Source organism: Brucella sp. TWI432, assembly GCF_039674445.1.
GTDB classification, from domain to species: Bacteria; Pseudomonadota; Alphaproteobacteria; order Rhizobiales; family Rhizobiaceae; genus Brucella; species Brucella chromiisoli.
In genome coordinates, this window is record NZ_JBDJNL010000002.1 from 253,529 (window position 1) to 270,560 (window position 17,032).

The following is a 17,032-nucleotide window of genomic DNA, read 5'->3' on the forward strand; positions in this document are numbered from 1 at the left end:
TTCTGGTCGGCCCTTGTTTCCCTCCCATACAAAATCAACAATTCAGAAGGTCGAGATAATGAGTGATGCATTGCGGATCGGCGTTGCCGGATTGGGCACCGTTGGTGCTTCGGTGTTGCGTATTCTGCGTGACAAGGCCGAAATGCTCACTCGTCAATGCGGCAAACAGGTTATCGTTACCGCTGTCAGTGCACGCGACCGCACACGGGATCGTGGCGTCGATCTTGGTGGCATTGAATGGTTTGACGATCCAGTTGAACTTTCCAAAAGCGCTGGCATTGATGTTTTCGTCGAGTTGATCGGTGGCGATGAAGGCCCGGCTAAGGCATCTGTTGAAGCTGCATTGCGTGCTGGTCATCACGTTGTGACCGCCAACAAAGCGCTTCTTGCAAAGCATGGCGTGGCGCTTGCCGAGATTGCCGAAGAGAAGGGCGTGCTTCTTAATTTTGAAGCGGCTGTTGCTGGCGGTATCCCTGTCATCAAGGCGATGCGTGAATCACTGACCGGCAATACGGTTTCGCGCGTTTATGGCATCATGAACGGCACTTGTAACTACATCCTCACCCGGATGTGGGAAGAGGGAATCTCGTTTGAAGATTGCCTCGCTGATGCCCAGCGTCTTGGCTATGCGGAAGCTGACCCCACCTTCGACATTGAGGGCAATGATACCGCGCACAAGCTTGCGCTGCTCACAAGCCTTGCATTTGGCACGCGCATTGCCGCTGACGATATTTATCTTGAAGGCATCAGCAACATATCGCTGGCCGACATTCGTGCTGCCGACGAGCTTGGCTATCGAATCAAGTTGCTTGGCGTTGCGCAGAAAACCGACACCGGCGTTGAGCAGCGGGTGCATCCGACCATGGTTCCCACCTCATCGGTTATTGCGCAGGTGCATGGCGTGACCAATGCCGTGGCAATTGAAACCGACCTTCTGGGTGAACTGTTGCTTTCCGGTCCGGGTGCGGGCGGCAACGCCACGGCTTCGGCTGTGATCGGTGATCTCGCGGATATTGCCAAGAGCCGTCCCGGATTCCAGCATGGCCCGGTTTTCGGCACGCCTGCAAAAGCCTTGCAGCCTTATAAGCGCGCAAAAATGCGCAAACATGCCGGCGGTTATTTCATTCGCCTGACGGTTTATGATCGCATTGGTGCATTTGCCGCGATTGCCAAGCGCATGGCGGAAAATGACATTTCGCTTGAATCCATCGTTCAGCGTCCTTTGATGGACAGTGACGTGAGTGATGGCATCAAGACGGTCATTCTTGTAACCCACGAGACAACGGAAGCCGCTGTTAAAAAGGCGCTTGATGCCATTCTCAAGGATGATCACCTTGTCAACAAGCCGCAGATGATCCGTATCGAGCGCGCAGGCTGAGAAACGTCGGTCACGTTGCCGCTCTTGAAGGGCGGCAACGATTTTGTTAAGAAACCCCGGTCGGAATTGTACGACTGAGAGACGAACATGGAAAAGGAGGGCTGTAATATGGATGTGACACGTCACGATCATCATCGTCAGTACGGCCCTGATTTTGCCCTGCAACAGTAAATTGTGCAGGGCCGATTAAGACTGAAACAAAAGTCTTTTTCTGCCTTTTCCGAAGGCGCAGCTTCAAATGCTGTTGCCGGACATTTGCAAGTACATCGATAAAGCGCTTTGGACGCTGCTCACTTGTGCTTGGCAAAATTGGGCTCATTGCCATGTCTCTTATTTCTGTTCAGAATCTATCGCTTACGCTCCATGAAACACTCTTTGCAAACCTCGATTTCATCGTTGGTGAAGGCGAGCGGTTGGGAATTGTTGCCGCCAATGGTCGTGGAAAGACCAGTCTTTTACGATTAATCGTGGGAAAGGGGGAGCCGACCAGCGGTGTCATTACCCGCTCGCGTGGACTCAAAATCGGCTATGTCAGCCAGTATGTTGCCGATGACCTGATGGACATGTCCTTTTATGACGTTGTGCTTGGAGGATTGGATGAAGACGCACGCGATTATGAAAGCTGGCGCGCCGACATTGTGCTCGACGATCTCAATGTTCCGGCAGAACTGCGTGAACTCTCCATTCGGCAATTGAGCGGTGGCTGGCAGCGACTTGCGCTTCTGGCGCACACATGGGTGTCCGAGCCTGATGTCCTTTTGTTGGACGAGCCGACCAACCATCTTGATCTTGAGAAAGTGCACTTGCTGGAAAACTGGCTTGCTGCACTCCCGCGTTCAGTGGCGGTCATTGTGTGCAGCCATGATCGCGCTTTTCTTGATGAGGTGACGAAGCGCACGCTTTTTCTGCGCGCGGAGAAGTCGTTTGTTTTTGCTTTGCCTTATAGTCAGGCGCGTGTGGCGCTTGATGAGATAGATGCTGCGGATGCGCGTCAGTTTGAAAAGGACATGAAAATTGTCCAGCAATTGCGAAGACAGGCGGCGAAGCTCAACAATATTGGCATCAATTCGGGCAGCGATTTGCTGGTGGTGAAAACCAAGCAGCTGCGCGCGCGAGCCGAGAAAATCGAGGAAAGCGCAAAAGCAGCGCATATCGAGCGTTCTGCTGGCACGATCAAGCTCGACGGAAGGGGCAGCCATGCCAAGGCGTTGATCATGATTGATCGGGCCGAGATTGCGACGCCCGATGGCCGCTCTCTTTATAAAACCGATCAGCTTTGGATCAACCCCGGAGACAGAGTCGTGCTGCTGGGTGCCAATGGCACGGGCAAAACGCGGTTATCGACACTGGTTCGCGAAGCAATCATTCAGCCGGAACACTCGCTTACAGGCATCAAGGCGACGCCGTCGCTGGTGCTGGGTTATAGCGATCAGGCTTTATCCGAGCTTAAGGATAACTCAACGCCTTTTGAAACGATCATGAAGCGTTTCGATATTGGCGATCAGCGTGCCCGATCCTTGCTTGCCGGCGCTGGCATGACGCTGGAATTACAGGCCAAGCCGTTGTCGCGGCTTTCAGGAGGGCAGAAGGCGCGTCTTGCCATGTTGGTTTTGCGCCTGACCAAGCCGAATTTCTATATTCTGGATGAACCAACCAATCATCTGGATATTGATGGCCAGGAAGCACTGGAAGCGGAATTGCTAAGTGATGAAACAGCGAGCCTGATTGTCTCGCATGACCGCAGTTTCGTGCGTAATGTTGGCAATCGTTTTTGGGTAATTGACAGAAAAAGGCTGATTGAGGTGGATAGTCCAGAGATTTTCTTTGAAGCCGCTCAAGGTCGATAAGCGCATACTCTTGCTGGTCCTTGCCCCGCTCCGATAGGACTCAAGCCCTAAATCGATTAAGAGCTTGAGTGCTAAATCTTTTTAGCGTTCTTTCCGTTGCTCGTGCCGCTTTCACTTGCGGAGAGCGAGGGACTTTGACAAAAGATTGGCATAATGGCGCTATCGGCAGCGACACTAGGAAGCGACACTGGCGTTATACGAACGCAGCAACGTAATTCAAATTCGGGACTTTGTTCACATGGCTAAGAATGCAGAACAGCAACCTCATGGATTGGCTCATGGACTTGATCGTATTCTGACGCTGGAACTGGTCCGCGTGGCTGAGCGCGCAGCCGTAGCCGCAGCGCGCCTGCGTGGACGTGGCGATGAAATGGCTGCCGATCAGGCAGCGGTTGATGCCATGCGTCAGGAACTCAACCGCCTGCCGATTGCTGGTACGGTTGTGATCGGTGAAGGCGAACGCGATGAAGCGCCCATGCTTTATATCGGTGAGGAAGTTGGCACCAAACAGGGGCCTGATGTCGATATCGCGCTTGATCCGCTGGAAGGCACAACGATTTGCGCCAAGAACCTGCCGAATTCGCTGGCAGTTATTGCCATCGCTGAAAAGGGCAATCTGCTCTATGCGCCAGATGTTTACATGGAAAAGATTGCTGTTGGTCCGGGCTATTCAAAGGGCGTTGTCGATCTTGATGCGACGCCGACGGATAACATCATGGCGCTTGCCAAGGCCAAGGGAGTGCAGCCGCACGAAATCACGGCCTGTATCATGGATCGCCCGCGCCATGCTCGATTGATTGAAGAAGTGCGTGCAACGGGCGCTTCTATTCGTCTGATCGGTGACGGTGACGTTGCTGGTGTGATGCATACGACAAACCCCGATGAAACCGGGATCGATATTTACATCGGTATTGGCGGTGCGCCGGAAGGTGTGCTGGCTGCGGCCGCTTTGCGCTGTATGGGTGGTCAGATGCAGGGGCGTCTTCAGCTCAACTCCGATGAAAAGATTGCGCGCGCGGCGAAGATGGGCATTTCCGACCCGAAGAAAATCTATACGATGGAAGAAATGGCAAAGGGTGACGTGTTGTTTGCTGCAACTGGCGTCACCGATGGCAATATGCTTTCGGGTGTCAAGTTTGCCCGCGATTATATCCAGACCCACACAATCGTTATGCGCTCAAGCTCTCAAACGGTTCGTGAAATCAAGGCGAGGCATCAGGATCTTTCAAAGTTTTAAGATCACACAAGGCGGAATGAACAAAGGCGGCATTGCAAAAATGCCGCCTTTTGTGTCTTTAAGAACGCATGACAACAGAACGTTATTTTCTTGGTATCCGCAAATCAGTCACTGGCCAGAAATGGATGGACCGGCTTGGTCCGCGTGAGGCCAACATAGCGCTTGCCATAGCGCAGCATCATGGCATTTCCGATCTGGTATCACGGGTGCTTGCAGGCCGCGGAGTTACGGTGGAAGGTGCGCCGGAATTTATTGATCCGAGCTTGCGCAATTTGATGCCGGATCCTGCTACGCTGACCGATATGGATAAGGCCGCCAACCGGATTGCCGACGCCATTATGCGACGCGAAACCGTCGCAATTTTTGGCGATTATGATGTCGATGGCGCGTGTTCATCTGCATTGATGGCGCGGTTTCTGAAACATTATGGCATTGCGCATTCGATCTATATTCCAGATCGTATTTTTGAAGGCTATGGTCCGAACCCTGATGCCATGCGCGAATTGGTTGGCAAAGGCGCATCACTGATTGTGACGGTGGATTGCGGCACCAACAGCGCACCGTCCATCACTGCCGCGAAAGAGGCAGGTGCCGACGTTGTGGTTCTCGATCACCATCAGGTTGGTGGCGATTTGCCGGACGATGCGGTGGCGATTGTCAATCCGAACCGGGAAGACGATATTTCGCGGCAAGAGCATCTTTGCGCCGCTGGTGTGGTGTTTCTGACACTTGTTCAGGTGACAAAAATCCTGCGTGAGCGCGGCAAAGGAGCCGGGCCGGATCTTCTCTCGCTGCTGGATCTTGTGGCACTTGCCACTGTTTGTGACGTCGTGCCGTTGAAGGGCGTTAATCGTGCTTTTGTTGTGAAAGGTCTTTTGGTTGCGCGCAGCCAGAGCAATGCCGGGCTTGCAGCACTTGGCCGTGTTTCGCGCATTGGCGAACCGCTCAATGTCTTTCATTTAGGCTATCTGATTGGCCCACGTATCAATGCGGGTGGCCGTATTGGCGATGCGGGACTGGGCGCGCGTCTGTTGACATTGGATGATCCTGTTGCAGCCGATCCGATTGCGGTTGAGCTCGACAGGCTCAATCAGGAACGGCAGGCGATGGAGGCCGAAATGCTGATTGAGGCGGAGGCGGAGGCCGCGCTTGAACTTTCCGGTGGTGCTGGCGCCTCGGTGATTGTGACGGCGAGTGATCGCTGGCATCCGGGTATTGTCGGGCTTCTCGCGTCACGTCTTAAAGAGAAAGCGCGTCGCCCGGCATTTGCCATTTCATTTAATGTGAATGGTGTTGGTTCGGGGTCTGGACGCTCCATTTCCGGGCTTGATCTTGGTAAACTCGTTCGCGGCGCTGTGGAGCGGGGATTGCTGGTTAAGGGCGGTGGACATGCCATGGCCGCTGGCATCACCATTGAACGCAGCAAACTTGGTGCGCTTCGCGCATATTTTGAGGAGGAATCGGCTGATATTGTCGCGCGTCTGCGGGAAAATCAGAGCCTTTCCATTGATGGTGCGGTGGCTGCATCCGGCGCGACCGTTTCGCTTTATGAATCTTTACAGAAGGCGGGACCATTCGGTTCGGCACATCCGCAGCCGGTTCTGGCTCTCCCACATCACATCCTTGCCGATGTTCGCGGTGTGGGACGGGACCATGTGCGCGTTGCCTTGCGCGGTGCAGACGGCAAACGCGTCAATGCTATCGCATTCCGCGCTGCCGAAGGCGATCTGGGGCGGTTTTTGTTCAATAATATCGGCCAAAGCGTCCATATTGTTGGCAATCTGTCGCTCAATCACTGGAATGGTTCAGTCACTCCTCAGATACAGATTCTGGATGCGGCTGTGCCTATTTGAATTTTCTCAACTTTTTTGCCTTCACGCTCTTGTGAAAACGGGGGATGAATTCCCATATAATCACGGACTAAAATATTCTGTGATGTTTCACTTGGGAGATACTTATGCCGGGTTCCGGAAACCGCCTGACCAAACTGACCGCTGCAATGGTCCTTGGGCTGATCGCCTCTTTTGCCGCTGTCGATTTCGCCGAGGCTCGCCGTGCAGGCGGGGGCGGTTTTGGTAGTCGCGGTGCGCGCACCTATCAGGCGCCGGCGCCGACACGCACTGCGCCAAACAATGCAGCACCGGTTGAGCGTTCGATGACGCCCAACACGGGTGCACAACAGACCAATCGTCCGGGCGCTGCAGCGGGCACGCAGAACGCAGCGGCAGCACGTTCAGGCGGTATGTTCGGCAATTTTGGCCGTTCGATGCTCGGTGGTCTTCTTGTCGGTGGTCTGATTGGCATGTTGCTCGGTAACGGCCTTGGCGGTCTTGCCGGTATGTTTGGCCTGTTGTTGCAGGTTGCCGTCATTGCGCTCATTGCCATGTTTGTGATGCGTATGTTTGCCAATCGTCGTCAGACGGCGGCAGCGGGTGCTGGCAATGCAGGCGCGCAGCCGTTCGGTGCTGCCAAGAGTGCTGCGCCGCAGGCAGGCTTTGGCGCACGCACACCATCGGTCAATCCTTTTCAAGTCAAGCAGGCCGAAACACCTGCGGCGAACGCTGTTGAGGAGTCGCCTTTGGAAATTGGTCAGGAAGAGCTTGATCGTTTTGAGCAGATGCTGGCCGAAATCCAGACCGCCTATGGTCGCGAGGATTATGCGGCGCTGCGCAAGCTCGCAACGCCGGAAGCCATGTCTTATCTGGCTGAGGAACTCGGCGAGATCGCCTCAAGCGGTATGCGTAATGAAGTCAAAGATGTGAAGCTGCTTCAGGGTGACGTTTCCGAAGCATGGCGCGAAGGCAATGTCGATTATGCGACGGTTGCTATGCGCTATTCCGCAATCGACGTCATGCTGGATCGCAATACGGGCGCGGTTGTTGAAGGCAATCCTGATGAGCCGGTTGAAAGCGTAGAAGTCTGGACGTTCACGCGTGTCGATGGTGGGAATTGGCTACTGTCGGCCATTCAAGGCACCGAATAAACATAAAAAGCCCGGTCGCGAGACCGGGCTTTTTGCTTACCAGCTGCCGATATTTTCGGCGGAAGCCCATGGCTCCTGCGGGGCAAGGCGTTCGCCCTTCTGAATCAACTCAATAGAAATACCATCGGGTGATTTGATGAAGGCCATGTGCCCGTCGCGTGGCGGACGGTTGATGGTGACACCCGCATCTTTCAACTTCTGGCAGGTTTCGTAGATATTATCGACCTCATAGGCGAGATGGCCGAAATTGCGGCCGCCCGTATAGGTTTCAGGGTCCCAATTATAGGTCAGTTCAAGCTCCGGTGCGCGTTCTGCTTGGGCTTCATCTTTATCCGACGGCGCGGCAAGAAAGATCAGCGTGAATCGGCCTTTCTCATTTTCTGTGCGGCGTGTTTCTTCAAGGCCAAACTTGTTCACATAAAAGTCGAGCGATTCATTGATGTCTTTAATTCTGACCATCGTGTGCAGATAGCGCATAGTCTTCTCCTGTTTCGCATGTTGGAGCAATCATAAAGCAATTTATGGATAGGTGGCGCGTGAAAATGACAAGTCAACAAGTTGTCGAACGCCAATGCCGCCATATGTTTTTGGCAGGTAAGGTTTCTATTTTGGAAATTTAGGAATTAACGATGAATATACAAAGCCTGTGGTCATCTTCAAAACTGTAAAAGTTTAGACTTGCCGCCTATGGTTAAGGAAGTGTTATTCTTTGGGCAAGAATCAGGTGAGAGTCGCAACGGAACACAAAGAGGAGGGGCGAGCGCATGGCAGATAAATCTGTGTCGAATGACCAGTTTCGCAGTCAGGCCTCCTCAGAAGAGCTAGGCGATCTTGTTGAAGTGTCGGGCCGCATTAAATGGTTTGATGTGGCAAAGGGTTACGGTTTTATCGTGCCCGACCAGCCCGGTGTTTCCGATATTCTCTTGCATGTGACCACGCTTCGCCGTGATGGTTTCCAAACTGCGCTGGAAGGGGCGCGCATAGTTTGCGAAGTTCGTAACGGTGACCGGGGGATGCAATGTTTCCGTGTTCTTTCCATGGATACAACCACCGCAATTCATCCTGCGGAGATGCCGCCGCAGCGTACACATGTGACGGTTACGCCATCAAGCGGTCTTGAGCGCGTCATTGTGAAGTGGTTCAACCGTACCAAAGGCTTCGGTTTTCTTACGCGCGGCGAGGGCACAGAAGACATTTTCATTCATATGGAGACGCTCCGTCGTTTTGGTATGATGGAACTGCGCCCCGGACAGGTCGTCCTCATTCGTTTCGGCAATGGCGATAAAGGGTTGATGGCGGCCGAAATTCATCCGGATATTGGTACGGTTATACCCGTTTCGCACTGATTTCATTCGTTTCATGTTCTTTCACAAGCCCGTGACTGCGCTTGTCGCGCTGGCAGCGCGTTGATAATGTTCGATGCTCAATCTTAGCGTCAGGTCGTCAGCACGACCTTTTGATGCCTGTTAGCGGGCATGAATATGAGCAATCAGGATAAATCGACATATGGGCCGCATACTTTTTGTTTTCGCATTTATCTTCTTTGCGGTTTCCGCCCATGCGCAGGAAACCAAGCCGATGCTTTTGCCACTGGATAAAGAGCCGCTGACTTTCATTACGGCGCAGGGCAAGGCGTCATTCGGGCTGGAAATTGCTGATACCGATGAGGCGCGGATGCGCGGATTGATGTGGCGTACCGATTTTCCTAAAGATCGTGCAATGCTGTTTGTTTTTGGTGAAATGCGCGATGTGATGATGTGGATGCAGAACACGCCGTCACCGCTGGACATGGTTTTCCTGGACGATACCGGCCATGTGTCGGCTATCCATGAAAACGCAGTGCCGTTTTCCGAAGACATTATTTCTTCGCATGGTCCGGCCGCATATGTGGTTGAACTTCTGGCCGGTACTGTTAAACGAACCGGTATAAAGCTTGGTGACAGGGCGATCCACAGAGTGATTTGTGGTGAATGTCGCGGTTAAATCCGCCGGCAACCAAGCTCTCTGAGAAATCAAAGGGAATGCATAATTGAGCGCGCTCGATATTGAATATTTCGAACATGATGGCTTGCGTCTTGCTTATCGTCAGGACGGAGAGGGCGATCCCATCCTGCTTATTCATGGTTTTGCGTCCTCAAGCCTCGTCAACTGGGTGTCACCGGGTTGGTTTCGCACGTTGACAGAAGCTGGCTATCGCGTGATTGCCATTGACAATCGCGGGCATGGTTTTTCGGACAAAAGCCATGATGCTGCGGACTATACCCCAAGCGCTATGGCAGGCGATGCGGCCGCATTGCTTGATCATCTTGGCATCGAAAAGGCCCATGTGATGGGTTATTCCATGGGCGCGCGCATCAGCGCATTTCTGGCAATTGAGCATCCCGAACGGGTTCACAGCGTTGTTTTTGGCGGACTTGGCATTGGTATGGTGACGGGTGCGGGCGACTGGGAGCCGATTGGCGAAGCGCTGCTTGCAGACGATCCATCGACAATCACGCATCCGCGGGGGCTGATGTTCCGCAAATTTGCGGATCAGACCAAAAGCGATCGTATTGCGCTGGCAGCCTGTGTCATTACCTCCAAGGAACTGGTTTCTGCCGAGGCAATTGCACGCATCATGCAGCCGGTCCTTGTTGCCGTCGGCACGACAGATGACATTGCCGGAAGTGCTCAGGAATTGGCCGATATGCTGCCAAACGGTCAGGCGCTCGACATTCCTGACCGTGATCATATGTTGGCGGTGGGGGACAAAGTCTATAAGAAAGGCGTGTTGACCTTTCTGGAGGATCATCCTCTTTGAGTTTTGACCAACGGCATCAACCAGATTTACGCGGTGTCAAGGCGAAGCGTTTTGAGATATGTTAACAGCCGAATGCGCATTGCAGGACAGGCATAGGGCAAAGACAGTGGTCTGGTATCTGCGATCAGCAAAATTGGAGTATGCATGATGTCCGTTCGCTCGAACGCAAAATTGTCACCTTCGCTGGGGCAAGTTGATCCGATCTGGCATTCCATTCGCGCTGAAGCGGAGGAAGCGGCAAAGAACGATCCGGTGCTTGGAACGTTTCTCTACGCGACGATTCTCAATCAGCCGACGCTGGAAGATGCCGTCATGCATCGCATCGCCGAACGCCTTGGTCATGCGGATTTGAGCGCTGATATTCTGCGCCAGACTTTTGACGCGATGCTGGAGGCCAATCCGCAATGGTCGCACATTGTGCGCGTCGATATTCAGGCGGTTTATGATCGCGATCCGGCTTACAGCCGCTTCATGGACCCTATTCTTTATCTCAAAGGGTTTCATGCCATTCAGACACACCGTTTGGCGCATTGGCTCTATAAAGAAGGCCGCAAGGACTTTGCTTATTATCTGCAAAGCCGCTCGTCTTCGATTTTCCAGACCGATATTCATCCAGCCGCCCAATTTGGCAGCGGGTTGTTCCTTGATCATGCGACCGGGCTTGTGGTGGGTGAAACAGCCGTTATTGAAGATAACGTGTCCATCCTGCATGGCGTGACGCTTGGCGGCACGGGCAAGGCGAGTGGAGACAGACACCCAAAGATTCGTCACGGTGTTCTGATTGGTGCCGGGGCAAAAATTCTTGGCAATATCGAAGTGGGGCATTGCTCAAAGATTGCGGCGGGTTCGGTCGTGCTGAAGCCTGTTCCGCATAATGCGACGGTTGCCGGTGTTCCGGCAAAAGTGGTGGGCGAAAGCGGTTGCTCCGAGCCATCCCGCGTTATGGACCAGATGCTGGGTGAGGCGGCATTCGGAGAACATATGTTTGGCGAAGGTATCTGACCGCTTCATGGATCAAAAATACCGCCTTCTGGCTTTTTAGCAGAGGTGGCCTATATCATGCTTACATAATCATAACTATGCGTGCATGCGTTTCGTGACGCGTGCGTTAATGCTTTACATTGGATAATGGCGGGTGCATTAAACCGGCCTTAAATCAGTAGCAGGAGAAGCCGGTTGAAACCCGAAGAACTCAAGAAACTCGACGCCTATTTCAAGCGGACTTTCAACAATCCCGGCCTTCAGGTTAAGGCGCGCCCACGTAAGGATGATTCCGCTGAGGTCTATCTGGATGACGAGTTCCTGGGGCTTGTCTACAAGGATGAGGACGAAGGCGAACTGTCCTATAATTTCTCAATGGCTATTCTCGACGTCGATCTCTGAGATTTGTAGCCGTTGAATGAGATGCCCTTTCTGCCTGGCAGAGAGGGCTTTTTTTATTCTACGCACGCATTCCGTTCTCAGGATAAATAGCGCATTCTGCCGGGAGATTTCGTGATGGAGGGAAGCCGATGCCAATTTATGTTTATAACGGACATAAGCCAGAATTTGCAGACCGTGCCAGCAACTGGATCGCGCCGGATGCAACGCTGATCGGCAAAGTCTTGGTCGGCGAGAATGCAGGTTTCTGGTTCGGGGCTGTTTTGCGCGGGGATAATGAAACAATTACGGTGGGTGCCGGTACCAATGTGCAGGAACACACCATCATGCATACCGATATTGGTTTTCCGCTGACGATTGGGCAAGGTTGCACGATCGGGCATCGTGCTATCCTGCATGGCTGCACGATCGGTGACAATACGCTGATTGGCATGGGGGCGATTATCCTCAACGGTGCGAAGATTGGCAATAATTGTCTTATTGGCGCTGGTACGCTTGTCACGGAAGGCAAAGAGTTTCCCGATAATTCGCTGATTGTCGGCTCACCAGCACGGGCTATTCGGGAACTTGATTTTGTTGCCGTTGAAAAACTGAAAGCTTCGGCCCAGCACTATGTCGAAAAAGGTCAGTCTTTCATGCGCGGGCTGGAGCCGGCGTAAAAAAGAATCAATCCCATGCAAAGAGGGACGGGGAATGACACCCGTCCCTCTCACACAGCTTTGTTCGGTCATTTAGTTGCGGATGCCGCTGACGAGCAGATCACTGCCAGCCTTGATCGACACCCATGTGCCGGTGTTCGCCGTCGACTGGCGCTTGAGGAATGTGTAGTCGGTATCGTTCCAGGCAAGCACACGTTGATCAAGATTGTCGAGAATGAAATCGCCGCGGTCGGTTCTAACCGTCAGAACAGCGTGGCCTTCACCATTGGGCTGACGCACAACGGTCATCAGCAATGTGTTGGCTGGAATGCCAAGAGCCATCAACTCGCGCCGCTTAAGAAGCATGTAGTCGTCACAATCGCCAGCCGTGGTTGGATATTCCCAATATTCCTCCTGGCCCCAGACTTCCATATCGGTGCGCGGCGCGATTTTCTCGTTCACGCTCGCATTCACAGCGACGATTTCCTGCCACAGCTTTTGATTGAGCGTGAGTGGCGCGCTGTTGGAACTGGTGATTTTGCATTCCGATTCGTGGCGCTGACAAAATTCATAATGGCCGATTGGCTGCGATGTGCGTTCGCCGGTCGGCATCCAGTGTGATTTTGATGCGGGGCTTGCGGCTTGCGCAAAAGCCGTTCCCAGAAGGATCAGCAATGCTGCGATGATTGTTTGCTTCGTCATTCTTTTTGTCTCCCTGTTGGAAACAAGAATGCTTGCAAGACTTTGAGAGTGGGGAAATTCAGAGGCGAAAATGCGAATCTAATTTGAATAAAACTGCGCAGGTTTTGGCAAGGTTTTGTTCAGAAACAGCTCATTTGAGCCTATAATAGCATGATTTATGGCGTTTTGATGCCTGAACTGGCCAAAAATAGGGTTTGCCAATCCGTAACCTTAGTGCGCGTTTACCTTTTAGACTTTGCCGCCGGGGATAACCCGCAATCGAGGGATATCGCGCGGTTGTGGCGGGGGTGCCCATCCGCGGCTGCCGTCTGCACCATTCATTGTCATGACGGAGGGTTTACGAATTTCCGGCTTCACGATGAGATCAGGTGCCAGCGGCTCCACGCTGTTGAGATTTCCAAGAACAAGCGGATCAGCACCTGCCCAGGTGACATCATCAAGAATGGCAATACTACCCAGCAGATTGCATTTTCCGCCCTCACTTGGCGAGAGGGGAGCGAGCAGCATCTCAAAAGACAGGCTGCGTCCTGAGAGACTGATACCGTCGTTCTGGCTTAAAGCGGGAATCAACAGTGCATTGACGTTTCGCGCAAGTTCATTGAGGGCAGGGCGATTTCGTTCTGGCCAAAGCGTAAGAAAGCGTGTGGCTTTGAGCTCGCGCCCAAACAGAGCGCAGAGGCGGGTACCGGCAAGACGGAATATCAACTCGCCGGTTTGGTCTTCTTCAAGAAAAAACAGGTCTGACAGATGACGTCCCAGTTTGCGTGGCTCAATTGATTCGCGCAGTGGCGCATGAAGGCTGCCGCTCTGACGTAAGGCCAGTCGCTGCCATTCACTGAAAATTGCCATCGTGCTGCGGTTTTTCATTATGCGTTGCTGCTTACTCTCTGGCCGTTTAACTGGTTTTGGACAGTGCCCGTCGGTCAGCGCATTAAAATAGTATTAACAGCAAGGATGCCAGCTTAACGCTTTGTTCATCCACCGTGCTTGCTCGTTAAGGTTAACAAGAAGTAATTGTTGCAAAAATTCGCTTGTAGCGGTTCTATGAGTTGTCAGAAGAAGTCATTGTCTTGGTTGGCTTTTTCCTGATCTCCAGATTTTGTCTCGTAAATGTCAGACATTTGCGACAAGGCCGTACGGGACCCTCCGGCGGCCTTTATTTTTAACCAATTGTCACTTATCTAGAATGCTTGTTTTGAAAATAGGCAGCGAGCTGGAAAGCGGCGGTTAATGAGTATTCCTCAGCCTGAAATGCGCGAACATACGAATGATTCGAGACGATCGGGCGGTGGTGAACCGATATTCAACATACCGGGCGTGATTCTCGCGCTTATGGGTATGTGTGCCGCTGTCTATATCTATCAGAATTATCTTATAAGCGAGCAGCGCAACTACGCATTCATGTTGCAGTTTGCTTTGATTCCGGCACGGTTTTCTCTGGCAGGTGGTTTCACCGATCCTGCGGCGCTATTCACGCTTATCAGTTATTCGTTCATGCATGGCGGATTTGCCCATATTGCGGTGAATATGATCTGGCTTGCGGCTTTCGGATCACCGCTTGCTGGTCGTATCGGCACCGGACGTATGCTTGCTTTCTGGGTTCTCACATCGGTCGTCGCCGGATTGACGCATTATGCGATCTATCCCGAAAGCGTTACGCCGCTTGTCGGCGCTTCGGGTGCGATTTCCGGTATGATGGGCGCTGCAGCGCGTTATGGTTTCCGCAGGGTCGGGCATGGGCGCCGTTCGGAGTTTGCCGGACCCGTTTTGCCAGTGGGTTTGACGTTGACCTTAAAGCCGGTGCTGGTTTTCGTGGGTTTCTGGTTTCTTATCAATCTTGCCACAGGTCTTTATTCGACAGGTGGAGCCGGTTTGTCGGGGATTGCGTGGGAAGCACATATTGGTGGCTTCATCGCAGGCTTTTTTGGAATCGCACTGCTTGATAAGCCGCGCAACTATGATGCCGTTTTAAGGCGCTGAGCTGATTCCTCCCCATTTAGTTCGCTTGCAAAGCAGTCAATCAAAGCGCACCATTGCTGGAACGCAACTGGAGGAGCTGCGTTACAATCATGAGACGTGTTCTCGTGATTGATTGCTGAACCTTGGGAGGGATTTTGGCATGACTGTTAGATCGATTCTCGAAAACAAAGGCAGGGATGTTGTCGTCATCAGACCGGACGACACGCTTTCGCACGCCATTGCTATTCTGGCCCAACATAAAATCGGTGCAATTGTTGCCTGCGATGAAGCCGGACACATCAAAGGCATTCTTTCGGAACGAGATGTGGTTCGCGCAATTGCTTCACAGCAGGAGCAGGTTGGAGCGCGGCCTGTTTCTGAATTCATGACGTCGAAAGTACAGGTATGCCGGGAACATCACACGATCAATCAGGTGATGGAGATCATGACGCATAACCGCTTTCGCCATATGCCGGTGGAAGAAGGTGGCAAACTTGCGGGAATCATCTCAATCGGTGACGTTGTGAAGCGGCGCATTGAAGATGTGGAACGCGAAGCGGAAGAGATTCGCAGCTATATTGCGACAGCTTAAGGGCAAAGGGCTGATCCGAATCTGGAGCGTATAAAACGCTCAAGATTCGGAATATCAGACAATTATAGGGTTTGCTTTAAGAGCTTTTGTGCGTGCGCAGGTAACGCTCCGCTGCATAAAGCGAAATAGCAGCTGCGTTAGAAACGTTGAGCGACTTGATTTCACCGGGCATGTCCAGTCGCGCTAACGCATTGACTGTTTCGCGCGTCTTCTGGCGCAGGCCTTTGCCTTCAGCACCCAGCACGAGAGCGATGCGATCCCCGGTCAGTGTTGATTCCATCTCCTGTGGGCCTTCCGAATCAAGGCCGATGGTCATGAAACCCAGCGAATGCAGCTCTTCGATTGCATCTGCGAGATTGCGCACTTCGATATGGGGAATCAATTCAAGCGCACCGGAAGCCGCTTTGGCCAGAACGCCACTTTCCTGCGGACTGTGCCGGCTTGTGGTGATGAGCGCACCTGCGCCAAAAGCAACTGCCGAGCGAATGATTGCGCCGACATTGTGAGGGTCCGTCACTTGATCAAGCACCAGCAAAAGCGGGCTTTCTTTCAGTTCTGAAAGCTTTTTGTGCCGAAGCGGTTCCGCTTCGATCATAACGCCCTGATGCACAGCATCTGACCCGGTCTCTTTGTCGATGTCTTTTGGCTCGACGATTTCAACAGGGAAGGGCAGGCCCTCCGCTTCACCTATTTCAAGGCGAGCGAAGCCATTGCGTGTGGCGCGCATGCGCAAAATCTTGCGCGCGGGATTCTCCACTGCTGCGCGTACGGTGTGCAGGCCGTAAAGACGGACTGTTCCTTCTGCGACGCGACCTGCAGGAATCGGCGCACGCTGCGGCTTGTGCGGCGCCTTACCTTCATGAGCCGCTTTTTGGTCGCGATGCTCGCGACGCAGACGCGCATAATGAGAATCTTTTGGGGTACGGGAAGAATTTTGATCGTTCATGGGCTGCTTATATCCTGTCCACAGCGGCGAAGATAGCTTGATCAGAACTAAATGAAGTCAGATTTTTTCTTGTCCAAGTGCCGATAAGCGCGCATTTCCGGGAATTCTGCCGTACACTCAGCCACTGGCACCTGCAACTATTGGAAGGATATGCATTCTTTTCAATTTTATCCTGTTGACAGGAGCGGTTCATATCGGCATAAGCGCCCTCGCAGAACGACGGAACGCTTCCACAGCACACCAGACATTCTGCAGAAAATGCCTAGTTACTCGACTCTGCTGATAGTGATATTAGGAGGAATGCCCGAGCGGTTAAAGGGGACGGACTGTAAATCCGTTGGCTAAGCCTACGTTGGTTCAAATCCAACTTCCTCCACCACTTTCGGATCAGAGTTTAGAGTATGCGGGTATAGCTCAATGGTAGAGCAGCAGCCTTCCAAGCTGAATACACGGGTTCGATTCCCGTTACCCGCTCCAGTTTTTCAAGAGCGGATAGGCGTGTAAGGAATCATCGACGGGCGGTTCGCCGTTCCGTTTTGGCATAAATGTCGGCCTGAAAATCAGATTGAT

Annotated in this window: 17 protein-coding genes and 2 tRNA genes; 15 read left to right on the plus strand and 4 right to left on the minus strand. The window is 52.8% G+C overall.

Features of this window, described 5'->3' with window-relative positions:
• Positions 1–58 precede the first annotated feature (58 nt).
• The 5 genes from ABE527_RS06285 to ABE527_RS06305 all read left to right on the plus strand — a co-directional run bounded on the left by ABE527_RS06285 (position 59) and on the right by ABE527_RS06305 (position 7,445).
• Positions 59–1,378: a homoserine dehydrogenase gene (locus ABE527_RS06285; protein ID WP_265985265.1), complete on the plus strand. Its 1,320-nt coding sequence runs from the start codon at positions 59–61 to the stop codon at positions 1,376–1,378.
• A 323-nt stretch (positions 1,379–1,701) separates the two neighbouring features.
• The gene (locus ABE527_RS06290; protein WP_499696448.1) at positions 1,702–3,225 is read left to right on the plus strand and encodes an ABC-F family ATP-binding cassette domain-containing protein; all 1,524 of its coding nucleotides are present in this window, start codon (positions 1,702–1,704) and stop codon (positions 3,223–3,225) included.
• 238 nt (positions 3,226–3,463) lie between these two features.
• Complete coding sequence (glpX, locus tag ABE527_RS06295; protein WP_499696449.1) at positions 3,464–4,462, plus strand: class II fructose-bisphosphatase; 999 nt, start codon at positions 3,464–3,466, stop codon at positions 4,460–4,462.
• 68 nt (positions 4,463–4,530) lie between these two features.
• The gene (gene recJ, locus ABE527_RS06300) at positions 4,531–6,315 is read left to right on the plus strand and encodes a single-stranded-DNA-specific exonuclease RecJ (RefSeq protein ID WP_265985257.1); all 1,785 of its coding nucleotides are present in this window, start codon (positions 4,531–4,533) and stop codon (positions 6,313–6,315) included.
• A gap of 104 nt (positions 6,316–6,419) precedes the next feature.
• Complete coding sequence (locus ABE527_RS06305; RefSeq protein ID WP_499696450.1) at positions 6,420–7,445, plus strand: Tim44 domain-containing protein; 1,026 nt, start codon at positions 6,420–6,422, stop codon at positions 7,443–7,445.
• A gap of 36 nt (positions 7,446–7,481) precedes the next feature.
• Here ABE527_RS06305 and gloA read toward each other — a convergent pair whose 3' ends face one another.
• Entirely contained in the window at positions 7,482–7,922 is a 441-nt protein-coding gene (gloA, locus tag ABE527_RS06310; protein WP_499696451.1) for a lactoylglutathione lyase, read from the minus strand.
• A 287-nt stretch (positions 7,923–8,209) separates the two neighbouring features.
• Here gloA and ABE527_RS06315 point away from each other — a divergent pair, with 287 nt between their 5' ends.
• The 6 genes from ABE527_RS06315 to ABE527_RS06340 all read left to right on the plus strand — a co-directional run bounded on the left by ABE527_RS06315 (position 8,210) and on the right by ABE527_RS06340 (position 12,284).
• Positions 8,210–8,791, plus strand: coding sequence for a cold-shock protein (locus tag ABE527_RS06315; RefSeq protein ID WP_265985252.1), 582 nt, complete (start codon positions 8,210–8,212; stop codon positions 8,789–8,791).
• A gap of 160 nt (positions 8,792–8,951) precedes the next feature.
• Complete coding sequence (locus ABE527_RS06320) at positions 8,952–9,428, plus strand: DUF192 domain-containing protein (RefSeq protein WP_499694447.1); 477 nt, start codon at positions 8,952–8,954, stop codon at positions 9,426–9,428.
• A 46-nt stretch (positions 9,429–9,474) separates the two neighbouring features.
• Positions 9,475–10,245, plus strand: a complete 771-nt coding sequence (locus ABE527_RS06325; protein WP_499696452.1) for an alpha/beta fold hydrolase — start codon at positions 9,475–9,477, stop codon at positions 10,243–10,245.
• Between the two features lie 147 nt (positions 10,246–10,392).
• Positions 10,393–11,247 (plus strand): serine O-acetyltransferase, encoded by an 855-nt coding sequence (cysE, locus tag ABE527_RS06330; RefSeq protein WP_265985478.1) that lies wholly within the window; start codon positions 10,393–10,395, stop codon positions 11,245–11,247.
• Between the two features lie 174 nt (positions 11,248–11,421).
• Positions 11,422–11,628, plus strand: a complete 207-nt coding sequence (locus tag ABE527_RS06335; RefSeq protein ID WP_007875463.1) for a DUF3126 family protein — start codon at positions 11,422–11,424, stop codon at positions 11,626–11,628.
• A 128-nt stretch (positions 11,629–11,756) separates the two neighbouring features.
• Positions 11,757–12,284: a gamma carbonic anhydrase family protein gene (locus ABE527_RS06340; protein WP_499694449.1), complete on the plus strand. Its 528-nt coding sequence runs from the start codon at positions 11,757–11,759 to the stop codon at positions 12,282–12,284.
• 72 nt (positions 12,285–12,356) lie between these two features.
• Here the strand turns inward: ABE527_RS06340 and ABE527_RS06345 are convergent, their stop codons facing one another.
• Positions 12,357–12,965, minus strand: coding sequence for a transglutaminase-like cysteine peptidase (locus tag ABE527_RS06345; protein ID WP_265985242.1), 609 nt, complete (start codon positions 12,963–12,965; stop codon positions 12,357–12,359).
• A gap of 228 nt (positions 12,966–13,193) precedes the next feature.
• Entirely contained in the window at positions 13,194–13,832 is a 639-nt protein-coding gene (locus ABE527_RS06350) for a PAS domain-containing protein (RefSeq protein ID WP_499694451.1), read from the minus strand.
• A 363-nt stretch (positions 13,833–14,195) separates the two neighbouring features.
• Between ABE527_RS06350 and ABE527_RS06355 the strand changes: the two genes are divergently transcribed.
• Positions 14,196–14,945: a rhomboid family intramembrane serine protease gene (locus ABE527_RS06355; protein ID WP_265985238.1), complete on the plus strand. Its 750-nt coding sequence runs from the start codon at positions 14,196–14,198 to the stop codon at positions 14,943–14,945.
• Between the two features lie 139 nt (positions 14,946–15,084).
• The gene (locus ABE527_RS06360; RefSeq protein WP_499694453.1) at positions 15,085–15,516 is read left to right on the plus strand and encodes a CBS domain-containing protein; all 432 of its coding nucleotides are present in this window, start codon (positions 15,085–15,087) and stop codon (positions 15,514–15,516) included.
• A gap of 76 nt (positions 15,517–15,592) precedes the next feature.
• Here ABE527_RS06360 and rlmB read toward each other — a convergent pair whose 3' ends face one another.
• Complete coding sequence (gene rlmB / locus ABE527_RS06365; protein ID WP_265985234.1) at positions 15,593–16,462, minus strand: 23S rRNA (guanosine(2251)-2'-O)-methyltransferase RlmB; 870 nt, start codon at positions 16,460–16,462, stop codon at positions 15,593–15,595.
• Between the two features lie 294 nt (positions 16,463–16,756).
• On the opposite strand from rlmB, the gene ABE527_RS06370 reads away from it, so the two are divergent.
• Positions 16,757–16,841: transfer RNA gene (locus ABE527_RS06370), tRNA-Tyr, on the plus strand.
• A gap of 24 nt (positions 16,842–16,865) precedes the next feature.
• Positions 16,866–16,939, plus strand: a tRNA-Gly gene (locus ABE527_RS06375).
• The last annotated feature ends 93 nt before the right edge of the window (positions 16,940–17,032 follow it).